The organism is Marinobacter sp. DS40M6, assembly GCF_028581595.1.
GTDB lineage: Bacteria > Pseudomonadota > Gammaproteobacteria > Pseudomonadales > Oleiphilaceae > Marinobacter > Marinobacter salarius.
Window position 1 is genome coordinate 41,605 of sequence record NZ_JAFCAE010000006.1, and the last position, 18,897, is coordinate 60,501.

The following is an 18,897-nucleotide window of genomic DNA, read 5'->3' on the forward strand; positions in this document are numbered from 1 at the left end:
ATCAGGCGCTCACCTCTTCCCTGAGAATACTCAGTACCTGTTCACGCTGATGTTCGCCAAACTCACAGATGGCGGTTTCAAGGCCGGCGGCGTCGTCACGCACCGCTGCGTCCGCAAGTTGCCGGAAAAACCGCCCGGTTTCCGCCAGTTCATCGCGGAAGTTCTCCAGTGCGACGAAATAGGTCCGGCTGATCGCAGGCCGGAAGTTTTCCAGGGTTTCCTCAAGGAACGGATTTTTCACCAACCCATAGGCGTAGCGCATTACTCCGAATCCGGCATCAATGACCTGCTCGGCAGCATCTCCGCCGGAGGAATTGAGTGCATCAATGACCGCCTGAAGCTCCTGCACCTGACCCATAACGCCAGACAGTTCACTGCCGGACCAACGCTCAAGTACCTTCCGCCCTAGCATGCACAGCAAATCAATGTAGATATCATAGAGGCTGTTGACCAGCTCCGGAGTCAAACGGGACACCACGGCACCACGCCGAGGAAAGATATCCACCAGATGACGGCGTTGGAGAATCAACAACGCCTCGCGCACGGAACCGCGACTGACATTCAGCTCACCGGCAACCTTGAGTTCCTGGATCCGCTCGCCCGGCCTCAGGTCGCCGGTCACAATGCGCTGCCCCAGGTGCTGGGCTATCTGTTCGGAAAGACTTTCGGGGGCCTGAAACCTCATAAAGTTGGTCGCTCACTCGCTACTGGCAGCAAAGAATAAGCGCAGAAGTTTACCACAGGCACCCGTGAGCCCAATCCCCTTGTCGGACATTTTAACGATCTGGTCATGCCGGCAAACGTATGCCGGAAATTTGACGTGCTCGCCATCAAGTCTGTTTTAATCCTTGGAAAATCGAGAACAAAATCGCTATATCTGACTGTTATTGGGCACTAATTTATTTTTGGCCCCAATTATGCTTAACCAGAGAAAATACCTTTACAGGCAGCTTTAAGTGAAACAGATTCCGTCGATCAACAAGTCTGGACCACAACCTCAAAAACTCGCGGCCCTGAGACAGGCGCATCGCGACTGGAATGAATCTCCGGATGTGCTCACAAGGCTGACCCGAAGACTGTCCACGACACTCAGCCTGGAAACCCAACTGGCGATTCTGGCTGAAGAGATCGCCAGCGTAGTTCCTTACGACTGCCTGACTTATCGGCATACCATCGGTTCAAGGGATTTTGTCTATGTGACTGGCAAAGGCGGCCCCCACAGCTGTGATTATCGGCTCAATCTCGAAGGCGGTTTCTATGGCACGCTCTCTCTCAGCCGTCGACAGAAATTCACGGAACAGGAGCTCGAAGGCATAGAGCTGATGCTTGCGGCCACCATCTGCCCCATTCGCAATGCCTGCCAGTTTATTGCCATCGAACAGGCGTCACTGACGGATTGCCTGACCGGTGTTCCCAACAAGCGTGCTATGGACGAGGCGCTGTCCCGTGCCAGTTGTCTTGGCGACAGGCATGGAGAGCAGTATTCACTGATCCTGTGCGATCTGGATCATTTCAAGCAGGTGAATGACCAGTACGGCCATGTCGTGGGTGATCACATGCTGAAACTGGCGGCCGCCGAACTCGAGAAGGCTGTCAGAAACTCCGACAGTGTGTACCGCTTTGGTGGGGAAGAGTTCGCCATCCTGCTGGCCCATACCGACGAGGCGAACGCTCGTGACGTTGGCGACCGTATTCGCGAATTCATCAACACCATTGTGGTGAACTGCGGGGATACCAATGTAACGGTTACAGCGAGCTGCGGCGTAGCCATGAGACTGGCAGACGAGACCGCCGACCAGTGGCTCGCCCGCGCCGACGAAGCGTTGTATCGGGCGAAAGCCCATGGCCGCAATTGCACACGGGTTTTCGCCGCTATCAGCAACTGATCAGCGTTTTCCAGACTTTGCCGGTGGCTTGCCTGATGACTTCCGGCCCGTCGACGGGCCAGTACTATCAACCTGCCATCGCGCGCCGCCTGATTTACGCGGACCTGCCCCGGCCTGCTTACGACGCTTACGATCAAGGGTCTTTTGCTCAGACGGCGTCTTGGCCGGAATGTCCACAGGCTTCAAATCGACGGCTTTGCTCAGCGAATCCACGGCTTTCTGATCCAGCTCTTCCCACTTACCAACCGTCAGGCGGCTTGGCAGGAAAATCGGCCCGTAGCGCACACGCTTCAAGCGGCTGACCCTCACACCCTGGGATTCCCAAAGCCTGCGTACTTCACGATTACGGCCTTCCAGAAGCGTCACATGGAACCATTGGTTGATTCCCTTTCCTCCGGCCTCGCTGATGTCCGAAAACTTCGCCATACCGTCGTCGAGCAGCACGCCCTCAGACAATCTTTTGATCATCGCCTCATCCACTTCGCCAAATACCCTGACCGCGTACTCTCGATCAATCTGGCGCGACGGATGCATCAGACGGTTGGCAAGTTCCCCGTCGGTGGTGAACAGCACCAGACCGGTGGTATTGATGTCGAGTCGCCCAATGGCAATCCAACGGTGATCGCGGAGCCGGGGAAGACTGTCGAATACCGTCGGTCGTCCTTCCGGGTCGCGTCGCGTGGTAACCTCACCTTCCGGTTTGTTGTAGATGAGTACACGCCTGACCACCTCGGCCCCGGCCGCAATGTCCAGGCGCTTGCCATCCAGCTCAATGCGATCATCAACCGTGACTTTCTGCCCCGGCTCAACCGGATTCCCATTGATGCTCAGGCGACCGGCTTCGATCCAGGACTCGACTTCCCGACGCGATCCCACACCGGCTCGTGCCAGTAGCTTCTGTATGCGCTCCGGGCCGGAAACGGTGGTTTCATCCGGCTGCCGCTGTTCGGGTTTTCTGGGGCGATTGGCCGCCATGGATCTATCCTTAAAGAGTGACTGACGCCGGTGGCATCAGTGAAGTGTTTGTCCTGGCGCGTTATCGGGATTTGAGTCATCCCCATCGTCACCAGTATTCCGGGCCGGAGATTCAAATTCGATCTCGGCCTGCATGTTCTTTTCGATTTCCCGACCGATCTCTTCCAGATCCCGGATTTCTGACAAGGGCGGCATCTGGTCCAGACCTTCCAGATTGAAATAGTCCAGAAACTGACGGGTGGTGGCATACATAGCAGGCCTACCCGGCACGTCGCGGTGCCCGACTACCCTCACCCACTCCCGCTCAAGCAGCGTACGGACAATGTTGCTGCTGACGGTGACGCCCCGAATATCCTCAATCTCACCGCGGGTTATGGGCTGGCGATAGGCAACCAGCGCCAACGTCTCCAGCAGTGCTCGGGAGTACCTCTGGGGCTTTTCTTCGAATAAACGCCCCACCCACGGAGCAAACTCTTCCCGCACCTGAAGACGGTAACCACTGGCGGTTTTCTTCAGCTCGAATCCCCGCCCCTGGCAAGACTGCTCCAGCAAGACCAGTACATGCTCCATTATCTGACGGGCCGGGCGCTCACCTTCTTCGAAAAGATCCCGTAACTGGTCGACCGATAAGGGTTTTCCCGCTGCCAGCAATGCAGCTTCGGTTATGGCCTGTATTTTCCGGAGATTGTCCTCGTTCATACCGCTCTCGCCCTGACATGGATCGGCCCCAGCACCTCGGCCTGGACCACTTCGATCAATTGCTCCTTGACCAGTTCCAGGGTCGCCAGAAAACTCACCACGACCCCCAATCGTCCCTCCTCTGGAGTGAACAGACTTTCGAATGTCACGAACTGGTCATCCCGCAGGACCGACAATATTGCCGACATACGTTCACGGGTGGATAAACGCTCCCTCTCCACGTGGTGGCTGGTAAACAGGTCTGCACGCTTGAGCACGCCCTGCAACGCAAACAGTATTTCCCGCAGTTCCACGTCCGGATGGGGCTGACTGGAAGGCATCCGGGGCAACGCTGCAGAGGCAACGAAATTGTCCCGTTCAAGCCGTGGCAAGTCGTCAATATCTTCCGCGGCCTGCTTGAAGCGCTCATACTGCTGGAGCCTGCGTATCAGCTCCGCTCGCGGATCGATGTCCTCTTCGTCCTCGGATTCCTGTCGCGGCAGCAGCATCCTGGATTTTATCTCCGCCAGGGTCGCTGCCATAACCAGATACTCTGCGGCCAGCTCGAACCGCATGGCTTCAACGGCGCCGATGTAATCCATGTACTGCTTGGTAATCTCACTGACATCAATGTCGAGGATGTCCATGTTCTGACGTCGGATCAGATACAGCAACAGATCCAATGGCCCCTCAAAGGCCTCAAGGAAGACCGCAAGAGCATCGGGAGGTATATACAGGTCACGAGGCAGATCAACCACCGGCTTACCGGAGACACGGGCAAGTGGCGCCTGCTCAACGGGCGCCTCAGCCCCCTCATCCGCCGTCGTATTGCCTGTGGTGTCCTCTGTCATGGTCTCTCCGGAATTGTCAGCGTCGGGGCTCAGCGGTAGTTCAGGCCCATGGCTGTCCGAACTTCCTCAAGGGTATCCCTCGCGGCATCCCTGGCATGCTCGCAGCCTTCTTCAATAATGGCGTGAACCAGGTCCGGATTGCCTTCATATTCACGAGCACGTTCATGCAGGGGCCGCTGCTCTTCAATAATCGAGTCAATCAGCGGCTTCTTGCATTCCAGGCAACCAATGCCCGCCGAGCGGCAGCCGGTTTGCACCCATTCCTGGGTATCCGCATCGGAATAAACCTGATGAAGCCCCCAAACCGGACACTTCTCCGGTTCGCCCGGATCGGTACGCCGTACCCGCTGGGGGTCGGTCTGCATGGTGCGGATTTTCTGGGCGACGCTGTCAGGCTCTTCGCGCAAACCGATATAGTTGTTGTAGGACTTGGACATTTTCTGGCCGTCCAGTCCTGGCATCTTCGATTCCGGAGTCAACAGGGGCTGGGGCTCTGGAAGGATCACCTTACCGCCACCTTCGATATAACCGTACAGCCGCTCACGATCGCCCAGGGAGATGTTCTGCTGCTCCTTAAGCAATGCCCGCGCCGTTTCCAGGGCTTCCATATCGCCCTCTTCCTGGTAACGCTTCTTCAGGGTGCGGTAAAGCTTTGCGTTTTTCTTGCCCATCTTGACGATGGCGCCCTCTGCCTGCTCTTCAAATCCCGGCTCACGGCCGTAGATGTGATTGAAGCGGCGAGCGACTTCGCGCGTGATTTCCACGTGGGACACCTGGTCTGCACCCACGGGTACCCGACCGGCCCGATACATCAGAATGTCCGCGCTCTGCAGCAGCGGATAGCCGAGAAAGCCGTAGGTAGCCAGGTCTTTCTCGCGGAGTTTTTCCTGCTGATCCTTGTACGTGGGTACACGCTCAAGCCAGCCCAATGGGGTAATCATCGACAGTAAAAGATGAAGCTCCGCGTGTTCCGGCACCTTGGACTGGATGAACATCGTTGAGGACCCGGGATTGACGCCTGCCGCGAGCCAGTCGATCACCATATCCCAGACGCTATCCTCAATGCCGCTGGGATCATCATAGTTGGTGGTTAACGCGTGCCAGTCGGCAACGAAGAAGAAGCATTCGAATTCATGCTGGAGTTTCACCCAGTTCTTCAGAACACCGTGATAATGGCCGAGGTGCAACTTGCCGGTGGGACGCATGCCGGACAAAATCCGTTGCTGGGAATCGACAGAACTCAAAGCATGAACTCCTTTTATTTATAGGGAACAGCCATCATATTGCAGGCTGACCGGGCATTATAGTCTTATGTGTGGCCCGCGTTAAGAAGGCATTGAAAAACCTGCGCTGACGCCAGAAAACAAAAAGCCCCCGGCAGTCCGCAAAACAGACCCGGGGGCTTTCATTCACCGGCGGTAGTTTACCAGCCAGTCACTTCCTTCAGCGCCTTGCCGATTTCAGCCAGGCTGCGCACAGTTTTGACACCGGCGTCGTTCAGAGCCGCGAATTTCTCATCCGCCGTACCCTTACCACCGGAGATAATCGCACCGGCGTGGCCCATACGCTTACCAGGAGGCGCCGTCACACCCGCGATGTAAGACACCACCGGCTTGCTGACGTTGTCCTTGATGAACGCAGCCGCTTCTTCCTCAGCGGTTCCGCCGATCTCGCCGATCATCACGATGGCTTCTGTCTGCGGATCGTCCTGTAGCAGCTGCAGGATATCGATGAAGTTGGAGCCCGGAATCGGGTCACCACCGATGCCAACGCAGGTAGACTGGCCGTAACCGAAGTCGGTGGTTTGCTTGACCGCTTCGTACGTCAGGGTACCAGAGCGGGACACGATGCCCACTTTGCCCGGCTTGTGGATGTGGCCCGGCATGATACCGATTTTGCTCTCGCCTGGCGTGATCACACCCGGGCAGTTCGGCCCGATCATGCGAACACCCTTGCGATCGACGTACTCTTTCGCATAGAGCATGTCGATGGTCGGGATGCCTTCGGTGATGCAGACGATCAGTTGGATACCAGCGTCAGCGGCTTCAACGATGGCGTCTTTACAGAACGGCGCAGGAACATAGATTACGGTGGCTTCGGCGCCCGTCTTCTCGACCGCTTCACGCACGGTGTTGAACACCGGCAGGCCCAGGTGTTCGGTGCCGCCCTTACCGGGGCTTACGCCACCAACCATTTTGGTGCCATATTCGATGGCCTGCTCAGAGTGGAACGTACCCTGTGCGCCGGTAAAGCCCTGGCAGATAACCTTGGTGTCTTTGTTGATCAGGATGCTCATTATTTACCCCCCGCGGCTTTAACGACTTGCTCTGCCGCATTCGACAGACTGGTGGCGGCAATGATGTTCAGGCCACTGTCAGCGAGTACTTTAGTGCCCTTCTCGGCGTTGTTGCCTTCCAGACGCACAACCACAGGAACCTTGACGCCAACATCTTTTACGGCGCCGATGATGCCTTCGGCAATCATGTCACAGCGAACAATGCCGCCGAAGATATTGACCAGTACCGCTTTCACGTTGTCGTCAGACAGGATGATCTTGAACGCTTCGGAAACACGTTCCTTGGTGGCACCGCCGCCAACGTCCAGGAAGTTCGCAGGCTGGCCACCGGACAGCTTGATGATGTCCATGGTACCCATGGCCAATCCAGCGCCATTTACCATGCAGCCGATGTTGCCATCCAGCGCCACGTAGTTGAGCTCCCACTTGGCAGCTTCCGCTTCCCGGGAATCTTCCTGGGAGGGATCGTGCATCTCGTGGATCTTCTTCTGACGGTACAGCGCGTTACCATCAACGCCAATCTTGGCGTCCAGGCAGTGCAGGTCACCGGCTGGAGTGATAACCAGCGGGTTAATCTCAACCAGCGCCAGATCGCACTCCTCGAACAGTTTCGCCAGGCCCAGGAAAATCTTGGTGAACTGACCAATCTGCTTGCCTTCCAGACCGAGCTTGAACGCCAGCTCACGGCCCTGGTATGGCTGTGCGCCAACCAGCGGGTCGACTTCGGCCTTGAGAATTTTCTCAGGAGTTTCTTCGGCAACCTTTTCGATTTCAACACCACCTTCGGTGGAAGCCATGAACACGATACGACGAGTACCGCGATCAACAACCGCGCCCAGGTAGAGTTCCTGGTCGATATCGGTAAGGGACTCAACAAGAATCTTGCTGACTGGCTGGCCGTTTTCGTCGGTCTGGTAGGTCACCAGATTCTTGCCAAGCCAGTTCTCAGCGAAGGCGCGGATATCGTCCTTGCTCTTGACCAGTTTTACACCGCCGGCCTTGCCGCGGCCACCAGCGTGAACCTGAGCTTTTACTACCCAGGCGTCGCCGCCGATTTCGTCAGCAGCGGCCACTGCGTCTTTGGGGGTATCGCAGGCAATGCCCTTGGATACTGGCAGGCCATATTCAGCGAAAAGCTGTTTGCCCTGATATTCATGCAAATTCATAGTTAATGTCCCGCTTTCTGATGGAGGATAACCACATACGGAAATTGAACCCGCGCAGTGCGAATTCGGTTTGATGCGCCGGGGATCACCTCAGCGCATCCTTAACGCGACCGAAAACCAGCCGTTTTAATAGCAGCGGGGCGCCGTCATTGGCGCCCCTGTTTCCTGGCTCGCGTTACTTCTTTTTGCGACGGTTGGCGATGTGAATCGCTCCGCCGGCAACACCCAGAGCCGCTTCATGCACGGACTCGGACAGAGTCGGATGTGCAAAACAGGTCAGGGCGAGATCTTCGGCACTGGAACCAAACTCCATGGCGATGACGCCCTGAGCAACGATTTCAGAGGCCTGGGGACCCACCACGTGGAAACCGACAATACGGTCGGTTTTCGCGTCGGCGATGATCTTGACCATGCCGGACGCCGCATTCGCTGCCATGGCTCGACCATTGGCGGCGAATGGGAAAGTACCCACATTGTACTCCTCACCTTCCGCTTTCATCTCCTGCTCGGTCTTCCCGACCCAGGCAACTTCCGGCGACGTGTAGATCACGTTCGGGATGCAGTCGTAGTTAACCTGCGGCTTGTGCCCGGCAATACGCTCAGCAACCATAACGCCTTCTTCGGACGCCTTGTGGGCCAGCATCGGACCACGAACCACGTCACCAACCGCCCAGACACCGGGCGCTTCGGTTTTGCAGTTGTCATCCACGAAGATGAAACCGCGTTCGTCCAACTTAACACCGGAGTCTTCAGACAGCAGGTTATCGGTATATGGGCGACGGCCAACGGCGACGATCAGCTTGTCAAACTTGGCTTCCTGCTTACCCTTCGAATCTTCATAGGTCACATTAACCAGTTTGCGCTTGACTTCCGCACCGGTCATACGTGCGCCCAGCACAACGTTAAGCCCCTGCTTCTGGAACTGTTTCAGTGCATCCTTGGCAACCTGCTGGTCAACGACTGGCAGGAAGGTGTCAACCGCTTCAAGTACGGTTACCTCTGCCCCCAGGCGAGCCCATACGCTGCCCAGTTCGAGACCGATAACACCTGCCCCGATAACGCCGAGACGCTTGGGAACCTCAGTGAATTCCAGAGCGCCCTCAGAGTCCACGATGTGCGTGCCATCGAACGGCGCAGGTGGAATCTGGATGGGACGTGAACCCGTGGCGATAATCACGTTCTCCGCCTCGTAGGTTTTTTTCTTGCCATCCTTGTCGGTCACTTCCACGTTACGGTTGGCCAACAGTTTCCCGTGGCCATAGATCGGTGTAACGCCATTAGACTTGAACAGGCCGCCGATGCCACCGGTCAACTGGTCCACGATGCCTTCTTTGCGCTTCATCATCTTGGCGATGTCGAAGCCGACTTCCTTGGCGATAATGCCCTGCTCGGCAAAATCGTGGCTGGCTTCCTCATATTTATGGGAAATCTCCAGCAACGCCTTGGATGGAATGCAGCCCACATTCAGGCAGGTACCGCCTAGACGGTTCTTGCCTTCTTTATCGGTCCAGGACTCGATGCACGCGGTTTTCAGGCCCAGCTGAGCCGCTTTGATGGCGGCAACATAGCCGCCCGGGCCAGCGCCAATGACGATTACGTCGTACTTGTCAGACATGTTTTATCCCGTTTTCCAATTCGTTAAGTGTCAGCTCAGACGTCCAGCAGAATGCGCGCTGGGTCTTCAAGCATTTCCTTGATAGCCACCAGGAACTGCACTGCTTCCTTGCCATCGATCATGCGGTGGTCGTAGGAAAGCGCCAGATACATCATCGGCTGAATCTCGACCTTGCCGTTCACTGCCATCGGACGCTCCTGGATCTTGTGCATACCCAGAATGGCCGTCTGTGGCGGGTTAAGGATCGGCGTGGAGATCAGTGAACCGAAGATACCACCGTTGGTGATGGTAAAGGTGCCACCGGTCATATCCTCGATACCGAGCTTGCCGTCTTTGGCCTTGGTTCCGTACTCGACGATCTTCTTCTCAATGTCGGCCAGGCCGAGCGCGTCGGTGTCACGAACCACAGGCACAACGAGGCCGCGATCACTTGACACAGCAATACCGATATCCTGGTAACCATGGTAAACCATGTCGTTACCGTCGATGGAGGCGTTAACCGCAGGGAAGCGTTTCAGCGCTTCGGTCGCTGCCTTGGTAAAGAAGGACATGAAACCGAGCTTGACCCCATGGCGCTTCTCGAAGCTTTCCTTGTATTGCTTGCGCAGCTCCATGACCGGCCCCATGTTCACTTCGTTGAACGTGGTGAGCATGGCCGCGGTCTGCTGAGCATTGACCAGTCGTTTCGCGATACTGGCACGCAGACGCGTCATGGGAACCCGCTTCTCCGGACGCTCGCCGGAACCAACATCCACCTGCGGCATATCGCCGGCCGGCTTCGATGCAGGAGTTGAAGAAGACCCTGAAGATTTACCAGCATCTATATGATTTTGAACATCTTCTTTTGTTACACGACCGTCTTTTCCGGTACCTTCGACGGCGTCTGGATCAACGCTATTCTCTTCCGCCAGCTTCCGCGCTGCCGGGCTGAGGATGGCTTCGCCAGATGACCTGGCTGGTGCTTCGGAGGACTTTTCCGAAGTCGCTTCGGGCTTACTTTCTTCTTTCTTGCTGTCATCTTTGGCTGCAGGCTTGGAATCACCAGCCGCGCCTTCCTTGAACTTACCGACGACTTCACCACTTTCTACGGTGTCGCCTTCGCCCTTGAGTACTTCCTCGATAACACCATCCGCCGGAGCTACCACCTCGAGTACGACCTTGTCGGTTTCAATATCGACAATCAGTTCGTCACGTGAACAGGCTTCGCCAGGCTGCTTATGCCAGGTCGCGACTGTCCCTTCTGCGACCGACTCTGGGAATACGGGGGCTTTTATTTCAGTTGACATCTCGGATCCTTAGTTCGGTAGCTCGTCAGATTTCAAACGCGTCGTTAACCAGTTTTTTCTGCTCTTCAATGTGAACCGACATATGGCCACAAGCCGGAGCAGCGGAGGCGTCACGACCGGCATACTGAAGATACAGCTTGGGATTATGACGATGCAGCGCATTACGCATATGATGCTGGCTGCAATACCAGGCCCCCTGGTTCATGGGCTCTTCCTGGCACCAGACCACGTGCTTGAGCTTGCTGTGCTGGCTCAGGAGCTCGTCCAGATCGTCACCCGGGAATGGGTATAGCTGTTCGATACGAACAATAGCAACGTCATCCCGCTCGTCCGCTTTCTTGCGCTCCAACAGGTCGAAGTAGACCTTACCGCTGCACAGAATCAGACGAGTGACCTTTTTCGGGTCGGAGGGTTCTTTCTCCGGCAGTACCGTCTTGAAGGTACCCGATGTCAGGTCGTCCAGTTCCGAGGTAGCTTCCTTATGACGCAACAGGCTCTTTGGCGTAATCGCAACCAAAGGTTTACGCAGCGGACGCTTGACCTGACGACGCAGCATGTGGAACACCTGGGATGGCGTGGTTGGCACGCAAACCTGGATGTTGTGTTCCGCGGACAACTGCAGGAAACGCTCCAACCTTGCCGAACTGTGCTCCGGACCCTGGCCTTCATAGCCATGAGGCAACAGCAGCGTGAGGCCGCACAGACGCCCCCACTTGTGCTCACCACTGGTCAGGAACTGGTCAATCACCACCTGGGCGCCATTGGCGAAGTCACCAAACTGGGCTTCCCAGACCACAAGACCATTGGGCGCCGTGGTGGAATAACCATACTCGAACGCCATCACCGCCTCTTCTGAGAGCAGTGAGTCGTAGATTTCAAACTTCGGCTGGTTCTCGGCAATGTGCTCCAGCGCAATATGGTGGGCACCGTCCTTCTGGTTGTGCAGTACCGCGTGGCGGTGAGAGAAGGTGCCGCGACCAACGTCCTGGCCGGTAATCCGGATGGGGTGCCCTTCGTTCAGAAGCGTGGCGTAGGCCATCACTTCACCGTAGCCCCAGTTGATCGGTAGCGCGCCGGCGGTCATTTTTTCCCGGTCGCTGACAATCTTGGACACCTGGCGTTGAACACTGAAGCCTTCCGGCACGTGAGTCAGTTTCTTACCCAGTTTCTGGATCGTCTTGAGGGCGACACTGGATTTGCACTTGGCAGTCCACTCATGCCCCAGGTACGGCGTCCAGTCGACATACAGATCCTTGTTGGGCTCCTTGACCAGGGACTTGACCACGTGGTCGCCCTTATCCAACTCGTCCCGGTAGTCCAGTTCGATCTGTTTGGCTTCGTCCTCAGTGATCACACCGTCAGCAACCAGTTTTTCCGCATAGAGGTTGCGGGTGGTTGTCAGCTTGCGAATCTTTTCGTACATCACCGGCTGTGTTGCGGCCGGCTCATCTGCCTCATTGTGTCCGCGGCGGCGATAGCACACCAGATCGATCACCACATCGTTCTTGAACTCGTGGCGGTAATCCATGGCCATCTGGGTCACGAACATGACCGCCTCGGGATCGTCCGCGTTCACGTGCAGGATCGGGGCCTGAATCATCTTGGCCACATCGGTGCAGTATTCCGTGGAACGGGCATCTTCCTGCTTGCTGGTGGTAAAACCGACCTGGTTGTTGATGACGATATGAATAGTACCGCCAACACCATAGCCCCGGGTCTGGGACATCTGGAAGGTTTCCATAACCACACCCTGCCCGGCGAACGCTGCGTCACCGTGCATGATGATGGGCACACACTGGGTGCCGTTAGGGTCGTTGCGCCGGGTCTGGCGGGCACGGACTGAGCCTTCAACCACCGGAGACACGATCTCAAGGTGCGACGGGTTAAACGCCAGCGCAAGGTGGATTTCGCCACCTTCGGTCATCACGTTGGAAGAGAAACCCTGATGGTATTTAACGTCACCAGAACCGGAATCAGCGAGTTTCTTGCCTTCAAACTCGTCAAACAGTTCTTTCGGGTTCTTGCCGAGTGTATTAACCAGAACATTCAACCTGCCCCGGTGGGCCATGCCCAACACGATTTCCTTCGCGCCGTAGCTGCCTGCCCGCTGGATCAGCTCATCCAGACAGGGAATCAGGCTCTCGCCACCTTCAAGCCCAAACCGTTTTACGCCCGGATAGCGGGAACCCAGATACTTTTCGAGGCCTTCCGCTGCGGTTAACCGTTCCAGCAAATGCTTACGGGTTCCAGACTCGTAGTTGGGACGCGAGCGTACCGGCTCCATGCGTTGCTGGAACCAGCGTTTGATACGAGTGTCCACAACGTGCATATATTCCGCACCGATGCTTTCACAGTACGTCTGCCGAAGACCACCAACGATGTCCCGAAGCTTCATTGTCTCGGAGCCAAAGTTCAGCGAGCCGGTCTGAAACTCGAGGTCGTAGTCCGCTTCCGATAGTTCGTGAAAGGATGGATCGAGATCTTCAACCTGTGGACGGTTCCATACACCGAGGGGATCCAGCTTTGCTTCCTGGTGGCCACGAAAACGGAAGGCATTGATCAACTGGAGGACACGGATCTGCTTTTTGTCGGCATCAACCGTTGCACTGGCAGGTACGCCGCTGCTGGCTAGAAAGCGCTGGTTACGGGATATGTGTTCAAACTGCTGGCGGATGGACGAATGATCTATATCACGGCCTTTGTAGCCATCCACACTGGGAAGTTTATCGAAATAGCTGCGCCATTCTTCGGGAACGGCATTGGGGTCTGTCAGGTAGGTTTCGAAAAGCTGTTCAACATAGGCGAGATTCCCTCCTTGTAGGTGGGAAGTCTGCCACAACTGCTCCATTATGCTTTCGTGCATTTTGAATAGCTCACCTTGGGCTGGTGCGGGGAGCTGGCTATGGTCGGCCAGGGGTATATCTGAGTCAATACGGGTTTTTACGGGATCGACTTTGGCCACCACATCCAACAAGGATGTTTTCCGTTCCCCGGTGGTTATTATACTCAGCAATCCGTCAGGAACCTTTTAAGCTCCCGTGACGGCCTGCGTAGTGTGCACCCTGCTAAGACTTTTGACTATAAGCCTTTGGTTGAAGGGCCCGCGTCGTTGCGGGCCCTTCCGGGTGCGAGCCTTGTCAGCACAGTATAGCGTTTGTTTCAGATTCTGCTTACGTCGCCCGCTGAAGCAGAAGGTTCCGAATGTGGCCGATCGCCCGTGTTGGGTTAAGGCCTTTCGGACAAACGCTGACACAGTTCATGATGCCCCGACAGCGGAATACGCTGAACGGATCATCCAGATTGGCAAGACGCTCCTCCTGTGCAGTATCCCGGCTGTCGGCCAGGAACCGGTAGGCTTGCAGCAATCCGGCCGGGCCAACGAACTTGTCCGGATTCCACCAGAATGAGGGGCAAGCCGTGGAACAGCAGGCACAGAGAATACACTCGTACAGGCCGTCCAGCTTTTCCCGGTCTTCCGGTGACTGGTAACGCTCAATGGCGGGCGCCGGATTGTCGTTGACCAGGTACGGCATAACCTTCTCGTACTGCTTGTAGAACAGGCTCATGTCCACAACCAGGTCACGAATCACCGGCAGGCCCGGAAGTGGGCGAACAACCAGCTTGTTGTTCTTGAGCACTTCCGACAGCGGCGTGATGCAGGCAAGACCGTTCTTGCCATTCATGTTCATACCATCGGACCCACAGACGCCTTCCCGACAGGAACGGCGATAGGCCATTGAGGGGTCTTGCTCCTTGACCAGGTTAAGGACATCCAGAACCATCAGGTCCTTTCCTTCCGGTATATCCAGCTCTACGTCCTGCATATAGGGCGCATTGTCGGTTTCCGGGTTGTAGCGGTACAGGCTTACTAACATTGCACAATCCCCCTTAGTAAGTCCGGATCTTCGGCTGGAATGTATCCACCGTTTTCGGAGCGAAGTTTACATCACGCTTTCCAACACGCTTGTCCAGCGGGAAGTACAGCGAATGCTTCAGCCAGTTTTCATCATCACGCTCAGTAAAGTCGTTACGGGCATGAGCACCGCGACTTTCCTTGCGCTCGTAGGCTGAAACAGCCGTTGCAAGTGCAACTTCATAAAGGTTATCAAGCTCAAGGGCTTCGATACGCGCGGTGTTGAAGGCATTGCTGGTATCCGCGAGCCTGGTATTGCGTACGCGCTTACCAATCGCTTCCAGCTTCTCAAGACCTTCTTCCATGCTCTTGCCGTCACGGAACACACCGAAGTAAAGCTGCATGCAGTTCTGCAGATCCTTGCGCACTTCGGCAACGCTCTCGCCTTCCGAGGCGCTGTTCAGGCGATCAAGGCGCGCCATCGCGTTCTTGATGTCTTCCTCACTGGCGCCGTCCACCTCAAAGCCGCCACGAAGCTGCTCTTCAATGTGCAAGCCAGCAGCACGGCCGAAGACGACCAGATCCAGCAGGGAGTTACCGCCAAGACGGTTGGCACCATGAACGGATACACAAGCTGCTTCACCGCAGGCAAACAACCCGGGAATAGGCGTGTCATTGCCGTTTTCATCCTGAGTCAGGGCCTGACCACCTACGTTGGTGGGAATCCCGCCCATCATGTAGTGACAGGTTGGCACAACCGGCACCGGCTCTTTAACCGGGTCCACGTGCGCAAAGGTGCGTGAAAGCTCACAAATACCCGGCAGGCGCAGGTTCAGTGTTTCTTCACCAAGGTGGTCCAGCTTCAATAGAACGTGATCCTTGTCCGGACCGCATCCACGGCCTTCCAGGATCTCAATCACCATGGAGCGGGCAACCACGTCGCGACCAGCCAGGTCTTTGGCGTTCGGAGCGTAACGCTCCATGAAACGTTCACCCTCGGAATTGATCAGGTAACCGCCCTCACCTCGACAACCTTCTGTTACCAGAGTACCGGCGCCATGAATGCCCGTGGGGTGGAACTGCCACATCTCCATGTCCTGCATCGGGAAACCGGCACGGAGCGCCATACCAATACCGTCGCCGGTATTGATCAGGGCGTTGGTGGTGGAGGCGTAGATACGACCTGCACCGCCAGTGGCAAGAACGGTTGCCTTGGACTTGATGTAAGCCACTTCGCCAGTCTCGATTTCGATGGCGACGACACCAACCACTTCGTTTTTACTGTTCTTCACCAGATCAACGGCGTACCACTCGTTCAGGAAGGTGGTTCCGCCCTTGAGGTTCGCCTGATAGAGCGTGTGCAGGAGCGCGTGACCGGTACGGTCCGCAGCAGCACAGGTACGCGCCGCCTGGGCAGGATTGTCCGGCCCCTTGGACTGACCACCAAACGGACGCTGATAAATACGGCCCTGCTCGGTACGGGAGAACGGCAGCCCCATGTGTTCCAGCTCGAACACAGCCTGGGGGCCCACGGAACACATGTACTCAATCGCGTCCTGGTCACCGATATAGTCGGAACCCTTGACGGTGTCGTACATGTGCCAGCGCCAGTCATCATTGGGGTCGGCACTGGCGATGGCGCAGGTAATACCGCCCTGGGCAGATACAGTGTGGGAACGGGTCGGAAATACCTTGGTGATACATGCGGTATTGACGCCGGATTCTGTCAGCTGAAGGGCGGCACGCATACCGGCACCGCCGCCACCGATAACAATCGCGTCATAAGACATGGTCTTGATATTAGCCATTAATTAAAGCCCCCAAAGAATCTGAATGCCCCAGACCAAATACACGAACATGGCCAGACCGCAAAGTGCCTGTACCAGGAAGCGCGGCAGGGTCGCCTTGATGTAATCCGTTGTCACTGTCCAGAGCCCAACCCAGGCGTGCGCGCCGATTGAGAGCAGTGCAAGCAGGGTGAAGATGCGGAACCAGGTCTGGTCGAAAAGCGCCGACCAGCTGTCGTAATTAACGTCAGTGGTCAGGATGAACCCGAAAAGAAAAACTGTATACAGAGCAAGCACGTAGGCGGTAACACGCTGGATCATCCAGTCGAAAACACCGCTACGTCCGAGATTCGTGACGCTGTTTACCATACCCAGACTCCTGCCAGAAGGATGAGAATAACGGAGATGACGACTGTGGCTTTCGCCGCGAGCCGGCCACTTTCCAGCTCTTCGCCGATGCCCATATCCATCAGCAGGTGCTTGATACCCGCAACCAGGTGGTACAGCAAGGCAGACAGAATGCCCCAGGTAATCAGCTTCGCAAGGAAGCTGTCCAGCAAGCCACTAACCCGACTGAAGCCTTCTTCCCCGGAAAGGGAAAGCTGAAGCCCGTACAACATGAAAGCAACACCCACAAAAATGATGATGCCACTGACGCGATGCAGTATGGACGTGATGGCTGGCAGCGGAAAATGAAACTTGCCGAGATCGAGATTTACTGGTCGTTTGCTATTCACAGCGCTCTCACACTCTCTCTTGGTTCCGCGGGGCCGGAAAAAACCGGATGCGGATGGTTGGTATGTAAGGATCGGTATGCTGAACGGATCCGGCACACGATATGTTCAGGAGGGAGAAAAACCGGCATGCGCTCTTTTGATATCTGACGCTGCGGCCTGTTATATCCCCGATTCCGGGCTACGGATTATAAGGAGTACCCTTTTCAATTACAAACGCGCAACTCTGTCAGGGCCCGTTAAATCAGGCCCTGGGACTCGCTATAAAGAGGATTGACAAAATCAATTAAACCTCGAAAGCAGCCGTATTCCGGATTTCCCTGATTTACAGCAGGCGTCAAATAATGGGTTTTATTGCCTCTTCCATTGACAAAAAAAGCCAACGCCCTATATTTTGCCGCCAGTTTTGCGATAATACGCGCCTTCTAGCGCTTCCAAATGCTGATAAATAGGAGAGCACCATGACCGACAGGAAAGCCACGCTTTCGGTGGGTGACAAGTCCATTGAGCTACCGGTTTACTCAGGCACCGTCGGCCCTGACGTCATTGACGTGAGAAGCCTCGTCCAGGAAGGCGTCTTTACGTACGACCCTGGATTTGTATCCACCGCAGCCTGCGAATCCCAGATCACCTACATCGACGGAGCCAAGGGCGTTCTCCTGCACCGAGGCTACCCAATCGAGGAATTGGCAGAAAACTCCGACTACCTGGAAGTCTGCTACCTCCTGCTTAACGGCGAGCTTCCGACAGCGGAAGAGAACAAGCGCTTCCACGACACCATCAAAAACCACACGATGTTGCACGACCAGATGCGCAACTTCTTCCAGGGTTTCCGCCGTGATGCGCATCCGATGGCCATTATGTGCGGCGTCGTTGGAGCCCTGTCGGCTTTCTATCACGACCAGATGGATGTCACCAACGTCGAGCAGCGTGAAATCACTGCTCACCGACTGATCGCCAAAATGCCGACCATTGCGGCCTGGTGTTACAAGTACAGCATTGGTCAGCCGTTCATGTATCCCCGCAACGACCTGACCTATTCTGAGAATTTCCTGCAGATGATGTTTGGTGTTCCCTGTGAGGAATACAAGCCAAACCCGATCCTCGCCAAGGCGATGGACAAGATTTTCATCCTGCATGCCGATCACGAACAGAACGCGTCCACCTCAACCGTTCGCCTGGCCGGCTCAACCGGCGCCAACCCCTACGCGTGTATTGCCTCCGGTATTGCAGCGCTGTGGGGTCCTGCACACGGCGGCGCCAACGAAGCAGTTCTGGACATGCTCGCGGAAATCGGGGACGAGTCCAACATCGAGAAATTCATCGCCAAGGCGAAGGACAAGGACGACCCATTCCGCCTGATGGGCTTTGGTCACCGGGTCTACAAGAACTTTGACCCGCGCGCCAAGGTAATGGCCGAAACTGCGCATGAAGTTCTGACTGAGCTCGGCCTGGAGAACGACCCTCTCCTGAAGATCGCACAGCGTCTCGAGAAGATTGCCCTTGAAGACGAGTATTTCGTCCAGCGCAAACTCTACCCGAACGTGGACTTCTACTCCGGCCTGATCCTCAAGGCCATCGGCATTCCGACGTCCATGTTTACGGTTATATTCGCCCTTTCGCGGACCATTGGCTGGTTCTCACACTGGAACGAAATGGTCAGCGGCGACTACCGCATTGGCCGGCCGCGACAGCTCTACACAGGCTCCGAAGCAAGAAGCTACCCCAAGAAGTAGCTCCCGGATAGCCGAAATCGAAAGGCCGCTGCAT

At 56.1% G+C, this 18,897-nt stretch carries 16 protein-coding genes; 2 read left to right on the forward strand and 14 right to left on the reverse strand.

Annotated features, from left to right (window positions below; translation table 11 throughout):
- Position 1: 1 nt before the first annotated feature.
- Positions 2-685 carry a GntR family transcriptional regulator gene (locus JJO78_RS15715; RefSeq protein WP_273624063.1) on the reverse strand — a complete coding sequence of 228 codons (684 nt, stop codon included), beginning with the start codon at positions 683-685 and terminating at the stop codon, positions 2-4.
- A 271-nt stretch (positions 686-956) separates the two neighbouring features.
- On the opposite strand from JJO78_RS15715, the gene JJO78_RS15720 reads away from it, so the two are divergent.
- Complete coding sequence (locus JJO78_RS15720; RefSeq protein ID WP_036208043.1) at positions 957-1,886, forward strand: GGDEF domain-containing protein; 930 nt, start codon at positions 957-959, stop codon at positions 1,884-1,886.
- Here the strand turns inward: JJO78_RS15720 and rluB are convergent, their stop codons facing one another.
- The 13 genes from rluB to sdhC all read right to left on the reverse strand — a co-directional run bounded on the left by rluB (position 1,887) and on the right by sdhC (position 17,130).
- Positions 1,887-2,861, reverse strand: coding sequence for a 23S rRNA pseudouridine(2605) synthase RluB (gene rluB / locus JJO78_RS15725; protein ID WP_041333228.1), 975 nt, complete (start codon positions 2,859-2,861; stop codon positions 1,887-1,889).
- Between the two features lie 36 nt (positions 2,862-2,897).
- Positions 2,898-3,560 (reverse strand): SMC-Scp complex subunit ScpB, encoded by a 663-nt coding sequence (gene scpB / locus JJO78_RS15730; protein WP_041333225.1) that lies wholly within the window; start codon positions 3,558-3,560, stop codon positions 2,898-2,900.
- The gene (locus JJO78_RS15735; RefSeq protein WP_269399990.1) at positions 3,557-4,390 is read right to left on the reverse strand and encodes a segregation and condensation protein A; all 834 of its coding nucleotides are present in this window, start codon (positions 4,388-4,390) and stop codon (positions 3,557-3,559) included. The genes scpB and JJO78_RS15735 overlap by 4 nt, the downstream gene beginning before the upstream one ends.
- A 29-nt stretch (positions 4,391-4,419) precedes the next feature.
- The gene (locus JJO78_RS15740; protein WP_174447630.1) at positions 4,420-5,634 is read right to left on the reverse strand and encodes a tryptophan--tRNA ligase; all 1,215 of its coding nucleotides are present in this window, start codon (positions 5,632-5,634) and stop codon (positions 4,420-4,422) included.
- A 179-nt stretch (positions 5,635-5,813) separates the two neighbouring features.
- Positions 5,814-6,686, reverse strand: coding sequence for a succinate--CoA ligase subunit alpha (gene sucD, locus JJO78_RS15745; protein ID WP_036208055.1), 873 nt, complete (start codon positions 6,684-6,686; stop codon positions 5,814-5,816).
- The gene (sucC, locus tag JJO78_RS15750; protein WP_085680833.1) at positions 6,686-7,852 is read right to left on the reverse strand and encodes an ADP-forming succinate--CoA ligase subunit beta; all 1,167 of its coding nucleotides are present in this window, start codon (positions 7,850-7,852) and stop codon (positions 6,686-6,688) included. Before sucC ends, sucD begins: the two co-directional genes overlap by 1 nt.
- 175 nt (positions 7,853-8,027) lie before the next feature.
- Complete coding sequence (gene lpdA / locus JJO78_RS15755; RefSeq protein ID WP_036208061.1) at positions 8,028-9,467, reverse strand: dihydrolipoyl dehydrogenase; 1,440 nt, start codon at positions 9,465-9,467, stop codon at positions 8,028-8,030.
- A gap of 35 nt (positions 9,468-9,502) precedes the next feature.
- Positions 9,503-10,753 (reverse strand): 2-oxoglutarate dehydrogenase complex dihydrolipoyllysine-residue succinyltransferase, encoded by a 1,251-nt coding sequence (odhB, locus tag JJO78_RS15760; RefSeq protein WP_091642055.1) that lies wholly within the window; start codon positions 10,751-10,753, stop codon positions 9,503-9,505.
- 25 nt (positions 10,754-10,778) lie between these two features.
- Positions 10,779-13,616 (reverse strand): 2-oxoglutarate dehydrogenase E1 component, encoded by a 2,838-nt coding sequence (locus JJO78_RS15765; RefSeq protein WP_036208482.1) that lies wholly within the window; start codon positions 13,614-13,616, stop codon positions 10,779-10,781.
- A 307-nt stretch (positions 13,617-13,923) separates the two neighbouring features.
- Positions 13,924-14,628: a succinate dehydrogenase iron-sulfur subunit gene (locus JJO78_RS15770; RefSeq protein ID WP_036208067.1), complete on the reverse strand. Its 705-nt coding sequence runs from the start codon at positions 14,626-14,628 to the stop codon at positions 13,924-13,926.
- A gap of 13 nt (positions 14,629-14,641) precedes the next feature.
- A complete protein-coding gene (sdhA, locus tag JJO78_RS15775) occupies positions 14,642-16,414 on the reverse strand; it encodes a succinate dehydrogenase flavoprotein subunit (protein ID WP_199447923.1) in 1,773 nt (590 codons plus the stop codon).
- 3 nt (positions 16,415-16,417) lie between these two features.
- Positions 16,418-16,762 (reverse strand): succinate dehydrogenase, hydrophobic membrane anchor protein, encoded by a 345-nt coding sequence (gene sdhD / locus JJO78_RS15780; RefSeq protein WP_036208073.1) that lies wholly within the window; start codon positions 16,760-16,762, stop codon positions 16,418-16,420.
- Positions 16,756-17,130 (reverse strand): succinate dehydrogenase, cytochrome b556 subunit, encoded by a 375-nt coding sequence (gene sdhC / locus JJO78_RS15785; RefSeq protein WP_036208076.1) that lies wholly within the window; start codon positions 17,128-17,130, stop codon positions 16,756-16,758. The genes sdhD and sdhC overlap by 7 nt, the downstream gene beginning before the upstream one ends.
- 458 nt (positions 17,131-17,588) lie before the next feature.
- Between sdhC and gltA the strand changes: the two genes are divergently transcribed.
- Positions 17,589-18,863 carry a citrate synthase gene (gene gltA, locus JJO78_RS15790; protein ID WP_036208079.1) on the forward strand — a complete coding sequence of 425 codons (1,275 nt, stop codon included), beginning with the start codon at positions 17,589-17,591 and terminating at the stop codon, positions 18,861-18,863.
- Positions 18,864-18,897: the final 34 nt, after the last annotated feature.

Bases quoted from the DNA above. Each gene is read 5' to 3' on its own strand.
- JJO78_RS15715 (WP_273624063.1), bottom strand. From the start codon at position 685: ATGAGGTTTCAGGCCCCCGAAAGTCTTTCCGAACAGATAGCCCAGCAC.
- rluB (WP_041333228.1), bottom strand. From the start codon at position 2,861: ATGGCGGCCAATCGCCCCAGAAAACCCGAACAGCGGCAGCCGGATGAA.
- scpB (WP_041333225.1), bottom strand. From the start codon at position 3,560: ATGAACGAGGACAATCTCCGGAAAATACAGGCCATAACCGAAGCTGCA.
- JJO78_RS15735 (WP_269399990.1), bottom strand. From the start codon at position 4,390: ATGACAGAGGACACCACAGGCAATACGACGGCGGATGAGGGGGCTGAG.
- sucD (WP_036208055.1), bottom strand. From the start codon at position 6,686: ATGAGCATCCTGATCAACAAAGACACCAAGGTTATCTGCCAGGGCTTT.
- sucC (WP_085680833.1), bottom strand. From the start codon at position 7,852: ATGAATTTGCATGAATATCAGGGCAAACAGCTTTTCGCTGAATATGGC.
- lpdA (WP_036208061.1), bottom strand. From the start codon at position 9,467: ATGTCTGACAAGTACGACGTAATCGTCATTGGCGCTGGCCCGGGCGGC.
- odhB (WP_091642055.1), bottom strand. From the start codon at position 10,753: ATGTCAACTGAAATAAAAGCCCCCGTATTCCCAGAGTCGGTCGCAGAA.
- JJO78_RS15765 (WP_036208482.1), bottom strand. From the start codon at position 13,616: ATGCACGAAAGCATAATGGAGCAGTTGTGGCAGACTTCCCACCTACAA.
- JJO78_RS15770 (WP_036208067.1), bottom strand. From the start codon at position 14,628: ATGTTAGTAAGCCTGTACCGCTACAACCCGGAAACCGACAATGCGCCC.
- sdhA (WP_199447923.1), bottom strand. From the start codon at position 16,414: ATGGCTAATATCAAGACCATGTCTTATGACGCGATTGTTATCGGTGGC.
- sdhD (WP_036208073.1), bottom strand. From the start codon at position 16,762: ATGGTAAACAGCGTCACGAATCTCGGACGTAGCGGTGTTTTCGACTGG.
- gltA (WP_036208079.1), top strand. From the start codon at position 17,589: ATGACCGACAGGAAAGCCACGCTTTCGGTGGGTGACAAGTCCATTGAG.